Annotated in this window: 18 protein-coding genes and 2 tRNA genes; 7 read left to right on the forward strand and 13 right to left on the reverse strand. The window is 29.3% G+C overall.

From position 1 onward, the window contains the following. The first annotated feature begins 22 nt into the window (after positions 1-22). Positions 23-859: a 50S ribosomal protein L11 methyltransferase gene (prmA, locus tag H611_RS0113080; RefSeq protein ID WP_027138807.1), complete on the forward strand. Its 837-nt coding sequence runs from the start codon at positions 23-25 to the stop codon at positions 857-859. Positions 860-874: 15 nt separating this feature from the next. Then, on the forward strand, positions 875-1,150 hold the full coding sequence (locus H611_RS0113085; protein WP_027138808.1) for an ATP-dependent Clp protease adaptor ClpS: 276 nt from the start codon (positions 875-877) through the stop codon (positions 1,148-1,150). A 7-nt stretch (positions 1,151-1,157) separates the two neighbouring features. On the opposite strand, the gene H611_RS0113090 is transcribed toward H611_RS0113085, so the two are convergent. Together H611_RS0113090 and H611_RS0113095 are read right to left on the reverse strand one after the other, a co-directional pair. After that, positions 1,158-1,571, reverse strand: coding sequence for a DUF6691 family protein (locus tag H611_RS0113090; RefSeq protein WP_027138809.1), 414 nt, complete (start codon positions 1,569-1,571; stop codon positions 1,158-1,160). Positions 1,572-1,574: 3 nt separating this feature from the next. Then, entirely contained in the window at positions 1,575-2,132 is a 558-nt protein-coding gene (locus H611_RS0113095) for a YeeE/YedE family protein (RefSeq protein WP_027138810.1), read from the reverse strand. A gap of 204 nt (positions 2,133-2,336) precedes the next feature. Between H611_RS0113095 and H611_RS0113100 the strand changes: the two genes are divergently transcribed. Beyond that, positions 2,337-2,410 (forward strand) — tRNA-Arg (locus H611_RS0113100). A 316-nt stretch (positions 2,411-2,726) separates the two neighbouring features. On the opposite strand, the gene H611_RS0113105 is transcribed toward H611_RS0113100, so the two are convergent. Both H611_RS0113105 and H611_RS0113110 read right to left on the reverse strand, forming a co-directional pair. Beyond that, entirely contained in the window at positions 2,727-3,557 is an 831-nt protein-coding gene (locus H611_RS0113105) for a hypothetical protein (RefSeq protein ID WP_157515087.1), read from the reverse strand. A 91-nt stretch (positions 3,558-3,648) separates the two neighbouring features. After that, on the reverse strand, positions 3,649-3,924 hold the full coding sequence (locus H611_RS0113110) for a hypothetical protein (RefSeq protein WP_035483855.1): 276 nt from the start codon (positions 3,922-3,924) through the stop codon (positions 3,649-3,651). A gap of 394 nt (positions 3,925-4,318) precedes the next feature. Here H611_RS0113110 and H611_RS0113115 point away from each other — a divergent pair, with 394 nt between their 5' ends. The 3 genes from H611_RS0113115 to H611_RS0113125 are packed head-to-tail and all read left to right on the forward strand — an operon-like array spanning position 4,319 to position 6,974. Continuing rightward, positions 4,319-5,227, forward strand: a complete 909-nt coding sequence (locus tag H611_RS0113115; RefSeq protein WP_245574795.1) for a DNA adenine methylase — start codon at positions 4,319-4,321, stop codon at positions 5,225-5,227. Continuing rightward, positions 5,220-6,059, forward strand: a complete 840-nt coding sequence (locus H611_RS0113120) for a type II restriction endonuclease (protein WP_027138814.1) — start codon at positions 5,220-5,222, stop codon at positions 6,057-6,059. Before H611_RS0113115 ends, H611_RS0113120 begins: the two co-directional genes overlap by 8 nt. Before the next feature lie 30 nt (positions 6,060-6,089). Continuing rightward, positions 6,090-6,974 carry a DNA-methyltransferase gene (locus tag H611_RS0113125; RefSeq protein WP_027138815.1) on the forward strand — a complete coding sequence of 295 codons (885 nt, stop codon included), beginning with the start codon at positions 6,090-6,092 and terminating at the stop codon, positions 6,972-6,974. Here the strand turns inward: H611_RS0113125 and H611_RS0113130 are convergent. From H611_RS0113130 to H611_RS0113170, 9 genes are all read right to left on the reverse strand, one after another. Beyond that, positions 6,971-7,597 (reverse strand): hypothetical protein, encoded by a 627-nt coding sequence (locus H611_RS0113130; protein WP_027138816.1) that lies wholly within the window; start codon positions 7,595-7,597, stop codon positions 6,971-6,973. The two genes, H611_RS0113125 and H611_RS0113130, sit on opposite strands and share 4 nt — an antisense overlap. Positions 7,598-7,731: 134 nt before the next feature. Then, complete coding sequence (locus tag H611_RS0113135; RefSeq protein ID WP_027138817.1) at positions 7,732-9,093, reverse strand: reverse transcriptase domain-containing protein; 1,362 nt, start codon at positions 9,091-9,093, stop codon at positions 7,732-7,734. Positions 9,094-9,095: 2 nt separating this feature from the next. Continuing rightward, positions 9,096-9,659 (reverse strand): hypothetical protein, encoded by a 564-nt coding sequence (locus tag H611_RS0113140; RefSeq protein WP_027138818.1) that lies wholly within the window; start codon positions 9,657-9,659, stop codon positions 9,096-9,098. Next, positions 9,656-9,859, reverse strand: a complete 204-nt coding sequence (locus H611_RS0113145; RefSeq protein ID WP_027138819.1) for a helix-turn-helix transcriptional regulator — start codon at positions 9,857-9,859, stop codon at positions 9,656-9,658. The genes H611_RS0113140 and H611_RS0113145 overlap by 4 nt, the downstream gene beginning before the upstream one ends. A gap of 390 nt (positions 9,860-10,249) precedes the next feature. Beyond that, positions 10,250-11,404, reverse strand: coding sequence for an AAA family ATPase (locus H611_RS0113150; protein ID WP_027138820.1), 1,155 nt, complete (start codon positions 11,402-11,404; stop codon positions 10,250-10,252). 1 nt (position 11,405) lies between these two features. After that, entirely contained in the window at positions 11,406-11,606 is a 201-nt protein-coding gene (locus H611_RS14775) for a hypothetical protein (RefSeq protein ID WP_157515088.1), read from the reverse strand. A 4-nt stretch (positions 11,607-11,610) separates the two neighbouring features. Beyond that, positions 11,611-11,937 carry a helix-turn-helix transcriptional regulator gene (locus H611_RS0113160; RefSeq protein ID WP_035483858.1) on the reverse strand — a complete coding sequence of 109 codons (327 nt, stop codon included), beginning with the start codon at positions 11,935-11,937 and terminating at the stop codon, positions 11,611-11,613. A 103-nt stretch (positions 11,938-12,040) separates the two neighbouring features. Next, positions 12,041-12,868, reverse strand: a complete 828-nt coding sequence (locus H611_RS0113165) for a hypothetical protein (RefSeq protein ID WP_027138822.1) — start codon at positions 12,866-12,868, stop codon at positions 12,041-12,043. 16 nt (positions 12,869-12,884) lie between these two features. Beyond that, a complete protein-coding gene (locus H611_RS0113170; RefSeq protein ID WP_027138823.1) occupies positions 12,885-14,135 on the reverse strand; it encodes a site-specific integrase in 1,251 nt (416 codons plus the stop codon). A 110-nt stretch (positions 14,136-14,245) separates the two neighbouring features. Between H611_RS0113170 and H611_RS14780 the strand changes: the two genes are divergently transcribed. Continuing rightward, positions 14,246-14,346, forward strand: a tRNA-Arg gene (locus H611_RS14780). The last annotated feature ends 47 nt before the right edge of the window (positions 14,347-14,393 follow it).

Consider the following 14,393-nt stretch of genomic DNA (forward strand, 5'->3'; position numbering starts at 1 on the left):
ATTTAATATATCATATACATATATGTCTAATATCATTTATATCGGTTACGAATTTACAGTAACCCCGTTACAGCCAGGCGTAGAAATATTAATTGCAGAATTAGGATATGCAGGTTTCGAAAGTTTTGTAGAAAACGATTATGGCGTAACAGCCTACATTCAAAAAGAAGAATGGCAAGAGGCTATTCTAGAAGATGTTCAAATTTTAAATTCTGAAGAGTTTAAAATCGATTATTCATTTAGCGAAATTGAACAAACCAACTGGAATGCAGAATGGGAAAAGAATTTCAACCCGATAGTAGTCGATGATATTTGTGCGGTTCGTGCCCCATTTCATAATAAGTTTGATACCGAATACGATATTATTATCGAGCCTAAGATGAGTTTTGGTACCGGCCACCATGAAACCACACATATGATGATTCAGCATATATTAAAAAACGAATTCACTAATAAATCTGTTCTTGATATGGGCTGCGGCACAGGAGTATTGGCCATTTTAGCAAAAATGAAAGGAGCTAAAACAGTTGATGCTGTAGATTATGATAATTGGTGTTATATAAACAGTTTAGAGAACGTTGAACGAAATAATTGTAAAGATATTAATGTAATTGAAGGCGATGCAGCTGTTCTTAAAGGTAAAAAATACGATGTGATTATTGCAAACATCAATCGTAACATTTTACTTCAGGATATGCAGACTTATATCTCATGTTTAAACGAAAATGGTATGCTGTTTTTAAGTGGATTTTACAATGATGATATTCCTGTAATTCAAGCAGAATGTGAGAAGTATATGTTAAAATATAACGAAAAGCTTGAAAGAAATCAGTGGGTTGCTCTAAAATTTTTAAATTAGTAAAAACTTTTATTTATGAGTACTCGAGAAAAAACATCGGAAGAAGTACTATTAGAAGAAGAAGTAATTGCTCAAAATGAAATTGTCTTATATAACGATGAGGTAAACACCTTCGACCATGTTATAGAAACACTTATCTATGCCTGTGATCATACGGCAGAGCAGGCCGAGCAATGTTCGCTTATTGTACACTTTAAAGGAAAATGCACGGTTAAAACCGGTCTTTATGACGATTTAAAACCGCGCTGTTCCATGTTGTTAGAGGCGGGGTTAAGTGCAGAGATAATTTAATACCTAATTAATGAGGGAGTTTATCTTTTAAAACCCCATATATAAATGTGCCTAAAATAGCGGCAGCAATTACAATGAGCATGCTGTAAACACCTGTCCCTAAAAGGATATACATAGGGCCAGGGCAAGCGCCTATAAGAGCCCAGCCAAATCCAAAAATGGTTCCTCCTATTATATATCTAATAAAGCCCTTATCTTTCTTAGGTACATAGATGTCTGCACCTTGAAGGTTTTTAATATGACCTCTTTTTGAAATTTGAAGAAACAATACACCAGATGCTATGGCTGTTCCAATAATGCCATACATGTGGAACGATTGGAATCGAAACATTTCATAAATACGATACCAGGATACGGCTTCAGATTTTACTAATACAATTCCGAAAAATATACCAACTAATAAAAATTTTAAATATTTCATCTGCTAAAAGATTAAAGGTAAAAGAATATTAGCCATAATAAGTCCTCCAATAAAGAAGCCAATTACGGCAATTAACGACGGGGCCTGTAAACTGCTAAGACCAGTAATGGCATGTCCTGAAGTACATCCACCAGCATAGCGCGTACCAAAACCTACCAAAAGTCCTCCTATAACTAATAGAAGAACTCCTTCTGGAGAAGAAATAGCTTCAAAATTGTACATTTCTTCAGGCACCAGAGTTGTGCCAGGGTTTTGAAACCCCATAGCTTCTAGTTCTGTTATTGTAGTAGGATTTAAATCTGTACCACTATCGTTAGATAAATAGTGTGTAGCAATAAAGCCACCTAAAACAGCTCCTATAACAACTGTTAAATTCCAAGATTGCTCCTTCCAGTTAAACTTAAAGAAATTTGCCGCTTTTCCTGCGCCTGCGATCGTACAGAGCGTTCTAAGATTGGATGACATACCAAACGTTTTACCAAAGTATAATAATGAAGCCATTACAATGGCTATTAAAGGGCCAGAAACATACCATGGCCAAGGGTCTAAAATGTAATTCATACCTGTTGTTTTTTGCGCAAAAGTAATTTAAGCAAAGTGACCTTATGTAATAAATGTTACAGAAGGTTTTTTATGGTGATGCAAAAATACTATTAAAGTTTGTTTTTTAATGAGTTATATTGTCCGAAAAAAAATACTCGAATTTTTTTTAGAAATTATGGTTTGATATTTAATAAAAGTTATATATTTGCACGCACAAAATCAGGCCACGTGGCGCAACTGAATAGCGCACTTGATTACGGCTCAAGAGGTTCCAGGTTTGAATCCTGGCGTGGTCACTGTAATAGTAAAGACTTTCAAGAGATTGAGAGTCTTTTTTTTTATTCGTTTGCAGAATATTTGCAGAATATTTAGAATTTAAGGTGAACTAAATTAAGTTGGTAATTGTTTGGTTAAGATTAGAATATAAAAGGGTTTTACATCTAAAATGATATAAAAAAAACAGCCCCCCTATCACCACTTTTCGTTGCCGGACGCACGTCTATTTTGAATTTATCTTGTATATACAATTCTGTATATACGAAAAATGTAAAAAGCAACAATACTAGTGTTTTTGTATGTCTGTTTTATATCGCGTTAATATAATAATATTGCTTACAACATTTCTGTTGCTTTATTTATTTGGTCTTTTTCTTTTTTCTCTATTTCTAGTTTTATTTTTTCTACAACTTCAGGTTGGAAGATTTTAATATATAGTTGATTATAACTTCCGGTTCGCTCAATTCTTAATTCAATAGTCTTCGTTCCTATTTCCCATCTATCTACTAAGTAAGTGTATCCATTGTCCATAGTATGCCATTTAGGAATATCAAAATGTTTTATAGGTTCTCCGTACTTTTCAATATATGGTAATTTTATGGCGTCTACTTGCTTTGGCATTTCAATGTCATAATAATTGTAGTGGATTAAGTCTCCTTTTATTTCAATTTTATATAGCTTACCATCATGAAAATCTCCGTAAATATCCTGGAATTTGTAATCACCAATTTTATTAGCAAAGATGCTATTCGACCATTCATATTCTAGGTATTTGGTTTTGTCCATAAATTTTTCCTTCTTCTTTAAATATTCTTCGATGGACATTCCAAAAGTTATATCTGCTAGTACTTTATTTTGTTCAACTTTAATAATACTATCCTTTTTAATAATGAGTAAGCTATCTCTTATTTTTTTCGCTTCTAGGTCTCTGTAATGAACGAATTCCTGTCTTTCTCTTAGTTCTATGATTTCTCGAAAATTTAAATTTTTCTTATTGAAAACAAAATACCTTTTTGGATATATCACAACAGAGTCGCCTTTATTGTTCATGGCGTAGAATTCATATAGGTAAGAAACAATAATAGAATCAGGGCTATTATGCTTGCTTGTTTCCGGCATATCCCCATCTGCAATAATGTTTTCTGTTTCTAATATGTGTGCGTTCAAAATAGACTTAACTTTATGAGTGTCTATGCTTTGACAATTAAATATTAAAAAAAGAAAAGGTACTAGAACGTATTTTTTTATAATTTTTAGTTTATTCATTTGAAGTTTCTTTTTCTTGATTTTTGTTTTCAATGGTTGTAATTATCCTAATACCTATAGCTGCTAAACCAAAAAAAGCGGCTAACACAAAATAAGATGCAGATAAATTGGAGTTAATAATATAGTTATAGGCGTCTCCTGCAACATAGGCGTTAACTTTTTCATATAGAACTGAGTCACTATTACTATATCTGAACATTTTGTTAAAGCCCTGATATAAACATAAAGCGGATGCAAATGAAAGTATTAAGGAAAGAGCATTTTTCATATCACTAGATTTTAATTAGGTTAGTTTGATTAAGTGTAGGTTTAAATCTACATAGTTAAATTACAAAATATTATGGGATTTATCACACAAAAATAGAATTGAATAAATTATATTGAGGTTAAATCTGTTGTTTTAACAAATCAGTTAAATGAAAATAACGCGCTATCTTTTAATTTATTGATTAGCTATACATTGCAATATTTTGAACATTTTATAGTAATTAATAGGAAATAATTTTAAGGATAATTTGTAGTAGTTGATGGAATCTAATCATTAAATAGCGAGTAGTTGAGTAGTTGAATGGAATTGTTTTTGGTGTTAAAAACTTTAATAAGTTATAGTGATAGATTCAACCTGTACTTGCTATATTTGAGAAATCAAAAAAAACAAATTATTGGAAACAGCGAAACCGTTTCTTAAATGGGCTGGAGGTAAAAGCCAACTCATTAATGAAATTGAAAATTCTTTACCGCAAGATTTTAAAGAGAAACAATTTACTTTCATAGAACCTTTTGTAGGTAGTGGAGCAGTAATGTTTTGGATGCTTAATAAGTATCCTAACATAAAGAAAGCTGTTATTAATGATATTAACACAGATCTTACAAATACATATATCACAATTAGAAATAATGTTCGAGAAGTAATTGTACAATTGGATGAATGGCAATCACAATATCATCAGTTTATAAATGATAGTGAATCGAGAAAGGAATATTATTATGAAAAAAGAGCGTTGTTTAATACTCGTGAATCAGATAGTATAGTACAAGCTTCTTTGTTTATCTTTTTGAACAGAACATGTTTTAATGGCTTATATAGAGTAAATAAATCAAATGGATTTAATGTTCCTATAGGGAGTTATAAAACACCTTTGATCTGTGATGATGAAAATTTGATAGCAGTAAGTAAGCTTTTGGAAAAAGTTGAGATTTTAAATGGAGATTTCGAGGATACTTTGGTTCATGCAGAAAAAGATACTTTCTTTTATTTTGATCCACCATATAAACCTTTAAGCAATACTTCAAGTTTTAATTCGTACGCAAAAGATGAGTTTAATGATAATGAACAAATACGTTTGCGTGATTTTTGTGAAAAGTTAGATTTAAATGAATATTACTGGATGTTAAGTAATTCAGATGTTAAAGGGGAGAATCCTAACGATGATTTTTTTGATGATTTGTATTCAAACTTTAATATATCTAGAGTACAAGCTAGAAGGAATATCAATGCTAATCCGAGCAAAAGAGGAAAACTTAGCGAGTTATTAATAACTAATTACACTACGGAAGTTGAATATGTATAAGCAATTTGATGAATTCTTAAATGAATTAAGTGAAACTAATGCTACTCTTGATTATTTTACTGACTTTGGTAAGATAATTAAAAATGTTAATAAGATTTCATTAAAGTTAAATCAACTAAACTATTTAATTGGTAAGGATGATTTAAAAACTGCAATTAGTGACGTTTTTAATGAAAACCCAAAAGCTTTTGAAGTACTTGATATTCTTATTGCTGTAAGAAGTAAGGATAATAAAAAAACAATTGATTCAAATGGAAATATAGCATCGTTTGATTCTTATTTTAATGATCCCAATAAAATTTTTGAGTTTATTGAAGAAACTGGGTTAGGTGGTGTTTTTAGAAATAAAAATATTACAAATTTAGTCGATTATGTATTTGGTGTAGAAGTTGGTTTAGATACCAATGCACGTAAGAATAGAGGAGGCACTAATATGGAAAAAGCAGTTTCACGAATATTTCAGAAGCATAGTATTTTTCATAAAAAGGAAGTTTATTTAACAGATTATCCGGAAATATTAAGTTTGGGTGATGATTTAAAAAGAGTGGATTTTGTTGTGAAAACAAGTAAAAAGCTTTATCTGATTGAGGTTAACTACTATAATTCAGGAGGCTCTAAACTAAATGAAACAGCTAGATCATATTCTGATTTAGCACCCAAAATAAATCAATATAACAATTTTGAGTTTGTATGGATTACAGATGGTCAAGGTTGGTTTAAGGCAAAAAGCAAGCTTCAAGAAGCTTATAACATAATACCAAGTCTCTATAATCTTACTTCTTTAGTGGATTTTATTAAAAAGGTAAAAGAAGAAAATGTTGAAATTTTCTAATTAATCTTTTTATTTACTATTTTTAATTAAATGGCAAAACTAAGCCCATATTATAGGTCGAGAGATAAAAATTTTTATTTGCTACATGGGGATACAAATGAACTTATGCAAAAGTTTGACCATAAGTTTGATATGATATTTGCCGACCCACCATATTTTTTATCTAATAATGGCCTGTCAATACAAAGTGGTAAAATTGTTTCTGTTAATAAGGGTAAATGGGACAAATCTTTAGGTATACAGTATATAAACAATTTTAATCGAGAATGGTTAACTTTAGCTCGTGATAAAATGAAAGATAATGGTACCATTTGGATAAGTGGAACTATGCATAATATCTTTAGTGTAGGACAAATTCTAACCGAGTTAGGTTTTAAAATATTAAATGTAATTACTTGGCAAAAGTCAAATCCACCGCCAAATTTTTCATGTAGATATTTTACACATTCAACCGAGCAAATTATTTGGGCTAGAAAACTTCCAAAAGTTCCTCATTATTTTAATTATCAATTAATGAAAGAGCTTAACGGAAACAAACAAATGAAAGATGTATGGAAATTACCAGCTATTGCACCATGGGAAAAAAGTTGTACAAAACACCCAACTCAAAAACCTCTATCTGTTTTAACTCGAATTATTTTAGCATCAACACAACCAAATGCATGGATACTAGATCCTTTTGCAGGAAGTAGTACTACAGGTATTGCTGCAAATATTCTTGGTAGAAGGTATCTTGGTATTGATATGGAAAAAGAATATTTAGATATTAGTAAAGCAAGAAAAAAAGAAATTTTAAACCCTCAAGTTGTTGAACTATACAAATCAAAAATCAAGGGGTTCAAAGACAAAAAGCAGTTGAGTCTGTTTTTAGCTGAAGAACCAAAAACGGAATATAAAATTGAATTAAAATTTTAGTTATTTAAAATATAGTTTCTGAATATTTCATTTCCTGAATAAAAGTAAAATTCTTTAGCCCGAACAAAGCATAGATAAAATACGATTAATAAAGCAATAGTATAGAAAAAGACTAATAAGTTATAATCACAATGATAAATTTTGTAAATATTCAGTGTTATTGCGTTTATTAATAATATAATCGTTATGCTTCTATAAAACCCATATTTTGTTAGAAAAGCCATAAAGTTATTAGGCTTTCCATTTTGTATCGCGTTTAATCTCGCTATTTGAAAATAATCAAGAGGGGCATTTTTAAAATTAAATTTTTCTTCAATCATTGATTTTACTGTTGCTTCTAATAGATTACTTTCTTGTTGTAAACTTTTAATACTTTTGGGCTCAATTATTTTATTAATTAACCAAAAGAACTTATTGCATATAGGTTCAAATAATATCCCAACCAAATAGGATATTATTATGAAAACGACCAATAATATAACATCACTTTTAATTAAAGATAATTTTTCTAACTCATGAGAAAATAATTCTGGAAAATATAAAAGAATGTTTCCTATTAATATTGTACCAGTCGTAAAAAAAGTCAATATATCCCAAATCGAAAGTTTTATTTTATCTAGCATAATTAAATTAAATTAAAGGGCTGCGAAAAATCATGATCATACTTCCTAAATAAACTAGTTAGGAATTAAACCTTAAATAGGATTAACAATAAAAATACTTATCTAAAAGTCTTGCAAAAGCAACGCAGCCCTAATTAAAAATATTTGTAACCTGAATCTTTTTTTAATGATTTTAATAGTTTATTTCTCTCTGCAGAATAAATTTTATCAATTTCATCATCAGAATAATTGTCTTTATCTTCAAAATTAATTTTGCCTAAATCTACTAAAAATTTAAGTTTATCCTCAATACTAATTAATTTATCAAAATTAAGAACAAAACCATCATATTCATTATGCTTAATTTTAAAATAAGATCTTACTATACCTTTAAAATTATCTGGTTTTGATAAATTCACTCTTTCAAAAAATGTATTAATAATATTGTCTAGTTTATATAATAAAGTTTTATCATTAATTTCAATATAATAAAATAGCCATCCATAAACTTTATTGCCACTTGTAGCTCCTCGAATTTTAAAATTTAGCTTATTAATAAATACCTCTATGAACCTATCATCATTCTTAAGGTTTCTTGGCCTATTTAAAGGGTTAGCCATTCCATTTTTATACCATGTAAAAATACTTGCAATTTTTTGAATAAATATTTCAACATTACTATCCTTAACCGAAATATGTGATTTTGACAGTTTATATCCTAAATAATCAAAACAATTATTGTGGTTAATTTGAACCTTTTTTGATTTTTCCTTGTTTAATTTTAATTTAATTTGTTTTAACTGACTTTTGATTTCTTTATGTATGTTGTCTTGACTACTTTTTGTTTTACATAAAATAATAAAATCATCAACATATCTTTTATAGTAGATTTCGGTATTTGTTTCAAAAAATGCATCGAAATTTGTTAAGTATATTTGAGCTAATATATTTGAAATAGCTAATCCTTGTGGAATACCCTTTTTTCTATAATACTTGTCTATTTTATTTTTAGAATAATTTTTAGGTACAGTTGTATTTTCAATACTCCTTTCGATTAAATCATAAAAAATATCATCTTTATGAATTAAAGAAAGTAAATGTTCTCTATCTATTTCGTCATAAAAACCTTTGATGTCACCTCTTACACAATAATCATAATTACCAAATTCCTTATAAATATTTTTAACCATTAAGTTAGGTGGTAAGCGGTGTACTCTTTTGTCATAATTAGAATGTAGATATTCTTTCATTATGCTTTGAACAATTCTATCTCTTATAGTTGGTATTGAAATTATTCTTGGTTTCTTATTTCTTCCCTTACTTTTAAGGTTTTCTAAATACGGAGAAAACTTATAATTGTTTTTAGATATTTTATTTGAAATCAAATCAACTTCTTCATCTAACTTTGATAAAAACTTAACCCCTGATAATTTATCGATTCCTTTACTTTTTGCAGTTCTATGTCTATTATTGAAAGTTTCTCTAATATTTTTTTTATCGAAATAATTCATTGCCATAATTATACTCTTTTAGACAAGCTAACAACTGAATAATAATCTTTAGAACCATTGCAGTAATTTTCTATTAGTTTCAATAAATTGAAAAACATAAAAGCCTTAGGAGTTTGCTTCTCACACCTTATAAATAACTCTATTATTGTGGCTAAATATTGAATAGAATAATTTCCAGTTTCATTTAATTTCGAAAACTTTTTCAATACAATTTTTTCCGTTGTAATTGAACAATTATTTCTTTCTGAAATAGTTTTAAAACACTGTAGTTTATTGTATTGAACTATATAGAATTGGACAAACTCCAGTACTAATGTCTTATGCTTTTCTGCTTTTAATAATAAATCTACTATCCAATGTGTATGGGAAGGAGTTCTAACTTTAGATTTCTTACCGGGCTCTAGTTGTTTTACAATAAAATCTAACTTTGGATTTGCACCTCTACTACCTTGAAATATGCCAATTATTATACCATCATTTAGTTGAAATATTTTTACAGACTCATGATAACCATTTCTATTATAGAATATTTTTCCATTGTTATAATAAGTGGGATTATATGTAAATTTCATTCAAAAAGGGATTTAAGTTCCACTCCCAAAGCTGAAGCAAGTTTATCAGCAATGACAATTGAAACATTAGTATCGCCTTTTTCAATGCTTGGTAAATATGTCCTATCAATATCAGCGAGGTTTGCTAATGCTTCTTGAGATAAGCCATTTTTAAGCCTTAACTCTTTGATTTTTTTACCAAATTTGACTTTAATATTCATTCCATAAATTTGAGGAACTGTAGATAATTGTACAACGGGTTATTGTCTACAATTTTATAATAATGCAAATGAAAATGATAGCTATAATAAATTAATAGGGTGTAGTAAATATGTTAATTAAAGGTGGTGTAGGGTATCTTTTTTGAAGTTGTTTTATTATAGATTTAAGGAAGTTTTTGTAATGTATTGTTTATCAATTATTTATGCGTGTTGTGGTGCGGATGACTTTATGGATTAAATACGGATATGTATACGGATGCCAGAACACAATAAACTTCAATTTTATTTTATCTGTACAACATCCATATAATATCCATAAGTAAATTAATGATAAACTCTTTATATTTATGGGGTTAGAGGTTTTTTTCTGTAAATACATGTGGTTCCCGATTACGTTCCTTTTAGCTCCATTTCGACTTGATCATAATCTATTTCTTCCTCTCGGCGGTAAATAATCATTTCTTCAGATAATTCCTTTTGGCTCATTTTAGCTATTCGTTTGTATTCTTTCTGATTCATTGTTTGTAGAGATTTAACTCTTTGATTTAAAGTGCTTCTTGGTATTCCTATTTCAATTGAAGCCTTATCATAAGTTCCGTAAAAACGATATGCGGCAAATGAGTAAATTTTATCATAAAGAGTTTCTGTTTGAGCTCCTTTGTTGCCTTTTAGCGCGTTTAATTCTGATGTAAGGGTAAACATCTGGTGTTTGACAAAAGAATTGTTGTCGGGTGCTATATTGGTACAGATTACATTGCTGCGCCCATACTTTATTGTGTCGTTTCTTGTTTTTATTTGCTTGATATACACTTGTCCTTCCTTATCAGAAACGAATTCATTTATTCCAATTATGGAATCAGCCAATTGTCCTATTTTACTTGAACCGCTAATGCTATCACTAGTAATTGGTTCGGTTCTAATTCTTTTAGGTGTATGAGCTATTATTAAAATAGTGTAGTTTTCGTGTCGTGCTAAATCCCAAAGGGCACTCATAAATTCAATTGCGTTATCGCCTTCCTCTAATTTGTTTCCTATTTTTGAAATATTATCCACAATAATAAATTTGGCTTTAACACCTTCGGCTTCACTTTTTAATGTTTGAAATATTTCTTTTGGATTTCCTTTTAGTACGTTTCCTCTTTGAATTTTTGAAATATAAAAGTTGTTAGGTAAAGTTGATTTTCCAATTCTTTTTAAGAATTGCCTATCTGATAACTCAAAATCGAAGAATAGTGTATTTACTGCTCCAACTTCATTTTCTAATATTAACCCGTTGCCTAAATCTAAACTATTACCACTTGAAACGGCTACTGCAATTTGGGTTGCAAGAATAGACTTCCCTAAATTTGTTGAAGAGAATAATATGGTTTGTTCCTTTTCATAGATTAAATCTCCAACTAGTTTTCTAGGCATAGGTTCGTTTATAGCATCCATGATTAATTGGTTGGCACTTTTGCTTATGAAAACTGATTTTTGTATCTTTATATCACCTTGATTAGAGTCTATCACCTGCGAAGTGTTGGGCTCTTTTTTTGTTGGGCTCATTTTATTTTTTTGTTTTAAAATGGTCTGTTAATTTTTCTATATCGGTATTACTTCCTTCGATTCTAATTTCCATCGTAACTAATCCTAATCGAATTGTTTCTTCGTTCAAAACGGTTCCATTTAAATTGAATTTGTTGATCGTGTTTTTGACTTGCTCTATCTGATTAGGCATCCCCATTAATTGTATATATCTTACTGGCATAACTTTATTTTTTGGATAGATATTCGTCTGTTTCTGATTCAATCTCTCTTAGAGTTTTTCGTTTTCCTGTTTTTATCCAGTCTATAATTTCGGATTTAAAAAAGTATAAACGGTTTCCAATTTTATGGTGAGGAATTTTGTTTTTTTGAACATACCCATAAATGGTTGTTTTGGTTTTGCCGGTTAAAGGCACAACGTCGTCAAGTTGTATTGGTGCTTCAGGTTGTGGTTGTGAAGTATCCTTATTAAGGATTAGGTCTTTTAATTCGCTCTGCCCTTGTTTAAGCTCAGCGATTGCTTTAGGTAAGTTTTCAAATGTTAAATGTTCCATGACAGAAATGTTTTGATTATTTACTGCATAGATATTGGTTTGCTAGATAGTTACAAACTGAATAGGTTTATTAGGTTTCATTTTAGGTTTATTAGTTATTGTTTTAGGCTTCAATGTTATTATTTGTTTTGTTAAACTCTTTCAGATCAGTGTCATTGAATCCTACAAAGGCATCATTCATAATATTAAAATATTTTTGTTTTAATCTTGATTGTTTGCCTTCTAAAATTGTACTTTTTTTAAAAAATCTATAAAAGACACTTCTAATATCTTTTTTTGAGTACATGATACAATTAAAATTTTGTTTTATTGGTGCTAAGTCTATAAAGGTGGATTTAATGAATATTAAAAGTTGTTGCTCTGTTAAATAACACTTTTGATCTTTGTTGGTTGCTTTTGTTAGTATTTCGAAATGAGTGAAGACATCTTCTATACTGACATTAGGAATTAGTTTGTTTTGTTTATTTAATAAAACCTCTTTATTTAAATGGGTGTTTTTAGGTTTGCTTCTTTTTTTATTGGCTTGTTTTAACTGTTTTTTACACCACTTTACCGCCTCATTATATATTTCATTATCGGTTCTATTAAATTCGTTTTTACAAATGAATATTGTGTGTTTTAGCCAGTTTTTTTGTTCTTCATTAATCCTTAGTAAATCTTCATTATTCTCTTTGCATCCCTCACTATGTTTTCTTATATAGAGCTTAAGCTGTCTGTCTAGAATACTATTTAAAGCTTTAATGGTTACTTGATTTTCAATAAGCCCAACAAAAGCATTGTTATTGTGGACAACCCATAAATGATGACGCCATTTTTCATCAAAACCTAGATTAATAAATTCTTGAGATTCCATTGTGTCAGCCATATAAAATATATGCCTTAAATCCTCATTAGGCAACAGCGAATAGAATGTTAATTCTCTGTTTTTCATTTGTTTTGGTTATTAGTTATTCGAAATCCATTAATGAATTAGCAAATTCTTTTTTTGATTCATCTTCAAAACCGGCAAAATAATTTTTTGTTACGGAGAGGTCACTATGGTTTAGGGCTTCGCTTATAAATTCAATGCTGGCTCCTTTACGTAATGAATTAGTAGCAAACGAGTGTCTAGCCCAATAGGTTGATATTTCACTTGGTAAATCGTTTGCTTTAGCTATTCTTTTAATATGGTCGTTAATATATCGAGTGAAGTTTTTGATTTTTTTGTATTGAGTTATGCTATCGTCTTTAATGTCGATTATATTAAAAACAAAGCCACTTTTATTTTTATTCCCATATCTAGCTATAACTCCTTTTGTGTAATCTGTTAAGTAAATTGTAATGACGGTTTTCTCTGTAGATTTCTCAAATGTTTTAGCTCTGTAATATTCAAATTTATCGTCTTTAATATCAGAGTATTTCAATAAAGCAATGTCTTTTAAATTCATACCATTGCAAGCGTAGCTGAAAAACCAAAATGCTTTAGCTTTGGCTTCATTTTGATTACTAGTCTTAGCATTTAATAAGGCTTTTAACTGCGATGAGTTTAAAGCTTTTTTTACTTTTTTAGAGCCAGGTATTTTGTATTTATTATCTTTCTTACGCCCAAAGGGATAGATGTCTTTACTTATGTCATTCATGCGAATGGCATTGTTGAAAATTACTCTTAAAGTTCTTGTGTAGATTGAAATTGTCGTAAAGCTTTTTCCATTTGAAACCATGTATTTTTGGTAGTCATAAAGCCAGTCTACATTGATGGCTTCAAAAGTGAGTTTTTCAATAGGGCAGTTCTTTTTATTTAGGCTAAACTCTCCGAGTGAATTAAGGGTGTATTTATAACTCTCAGCGGTTCCAACTTTAGCATTTTTAATATTCTCTTGAATAGCTAAATTGAAATGATAGAGAACATTATTTTTGTCAGAGGACTTTCTAAATAATTTTGTTTCAAACCTAGAAAAATCAAAAACGGTCATTTCATTGGCTTCCTCATTAGCTCGCGTAACTATTCTTTGAAGTTTTAATTGTATCTCTTTATTTGCTCCTCTTAGATTTTTGTTTTCCGGATTAATCCAAATATTTTTAAATTCCTTTTCTGTCATGTCGGTATCTAGTGAATACCATTTTTCTTTTTTGTTATAATAGGCGCGCAGTTTTACAGGGTATTTGCCGTTGTCTTTTAAGCGTCTTTTATCAAGTTTAATCGAAATACTATAACTCATTACTTATTGATTTATACAAATATACATATTTGCAGAATATTTGCAGAAAATAATACTTAATGAACAGATAATAGATATTAACAATTAGTTCTATATTAGTAGTGATTAAGGGCAAGTTTAGTAGTATTTACTTAAGAATTGAATAATAATCATATAGCAAAATACTTGATTACGGCTCAAGAGGTTCTAGGTTTGAATCCTGGCGTGGTCACGACTAAAGACTTTCAATTAATTGGAAGTCTTTTTTTTTTGTTTTAA

The organism is Gaetbulibacter saemankumensis DSM 17032 (assembly GCF_000425645.1).
Taxonomy (GTDB): domain Bacteria; phylum Bacteroidota; class Bacteroidia; order Flavobacteriales; family Flavobacteriaceae; genus Gaetbulibacter; species Gaetbulibacter saemankumensis.

What these genes read in the sequence shown, in the direction of transcription:
- H611_RS0113170 (WP_027138823.1), bottom strand. Translation starts at nt 14,135, where the DNA reads ATGAGTTATAGTATTTCGATTAAACTTGATAAAAGACGCTTAAAAGAC.
- prmA (WP_027138807.1), top strand. Translation starts at nt 23, where the DNA reads ATGTCTAATATCATTTATATCGGTTACGAATTTACAGTAACCCCGTTA.
- H611_RS0113110 (WP_035483855.1), bottom strand. Translation starts at nt 3,924, where the DNA reads ATGAAAAATGCTCTTTCCTTAATACTTTCATTTGCATCCGCTTTATGT.
- H611_RS14775 (WP_157515088.1), bottom strand. Translation starts at nt 11,606, where the DNA reads ATGCCAGTAAGATATATACAATTAATGGGGATGCCTAATCAGATAGAG.
- H611_RS0113090 (WP_027138809.1), bottom strand. Translation starts at nt 1,571, where the DNA reads ATGAAATATTTAAAATTTTTATTAGTTGGTATATTTTTCGGAATTGTA.
- H611_RS0113140 (WP_027138818.1), bottom strand. Translation starts at nt 9,659, where the DNA reads ATGAAATTTACATATAATCCCACTTATTATAACAATGGAAAAATATTC.
- H611_RS0113125 (WP_027138815.1), top strand. Translation starts at nt 6,090, where the DNA reads ATGGCAAAACTAAGCCCATATTATAGGTCGAGAGATAAAAATTTTTAT.
- H611_RS0113145 (WP_027138819.1), bottom strand. Translation starts at nt 9,859, where the DNA reads ATGAATATTAAAGTCAAATTTGGTAAAAAAATCAAAGAGTTAAGGCTT.
- H611_RS0113130 (WP_027138816.1), bottom strand. Translation starts at nt 7,597, where the DNA reads ATGCTAGATAAAATAAAACTTTCGATTTGGGATATATTGACTTTTTTT.
- H611_RS0113160 (WP_035483858.1), bottom strand. Translation starts at nt 11,937, where the DNA reads ATGGAACATTTAACATTTGAAAACTTACCTAAAGCAATCGCTGAGCTT.
- H611_RS0113135 (WP_027138817.1), bottom strand. Translation starts at nt 9,093, where the DNA reads ATGGCAATGAATTATTTCGATAAAAAAAATATTAGAGAAACTTTCAAT.
- H611_RS0113150 (WP_027138820.1), bottom strand. Translation starts at nt 11,404, where the DNA reads ATGAGCCCAACAAAAAAAGAGCCCAACACTTCGCAGGTGATAGACTCT.
- H611_RS0113120 (WP_027138814.1), top strand. Translation starts at nt 5,220, where the DNA reads ATGTATAAGCAATTTGATGAATTCTTAAATGAATTAAGTGAAACTAAT.
- H611_RS0113165 (WP_027138822.1), bottom strand. Translation starts at nt 12,868, where the DNA reads ATGAAAAACAGAGAATTAACATTCTATTCGCTGTTGCCTAATGAGGAT.
- H611_RS0113095 (WP_027138810.1), bottom strand. Translation starts at nt 2,132, where the DNA reads ATGAATTACATTTTAGACCCTTGGCCATGGTATGTTTCTGGCCCTTTA.
- H611_RS0113085 (WP_027138808.1), top strand. Translation starts at nt 875, where the DNA reads ATGAGTACTCGAGAAAAAACATCGGAAGAAGTACTATTAGAAGAAGAA.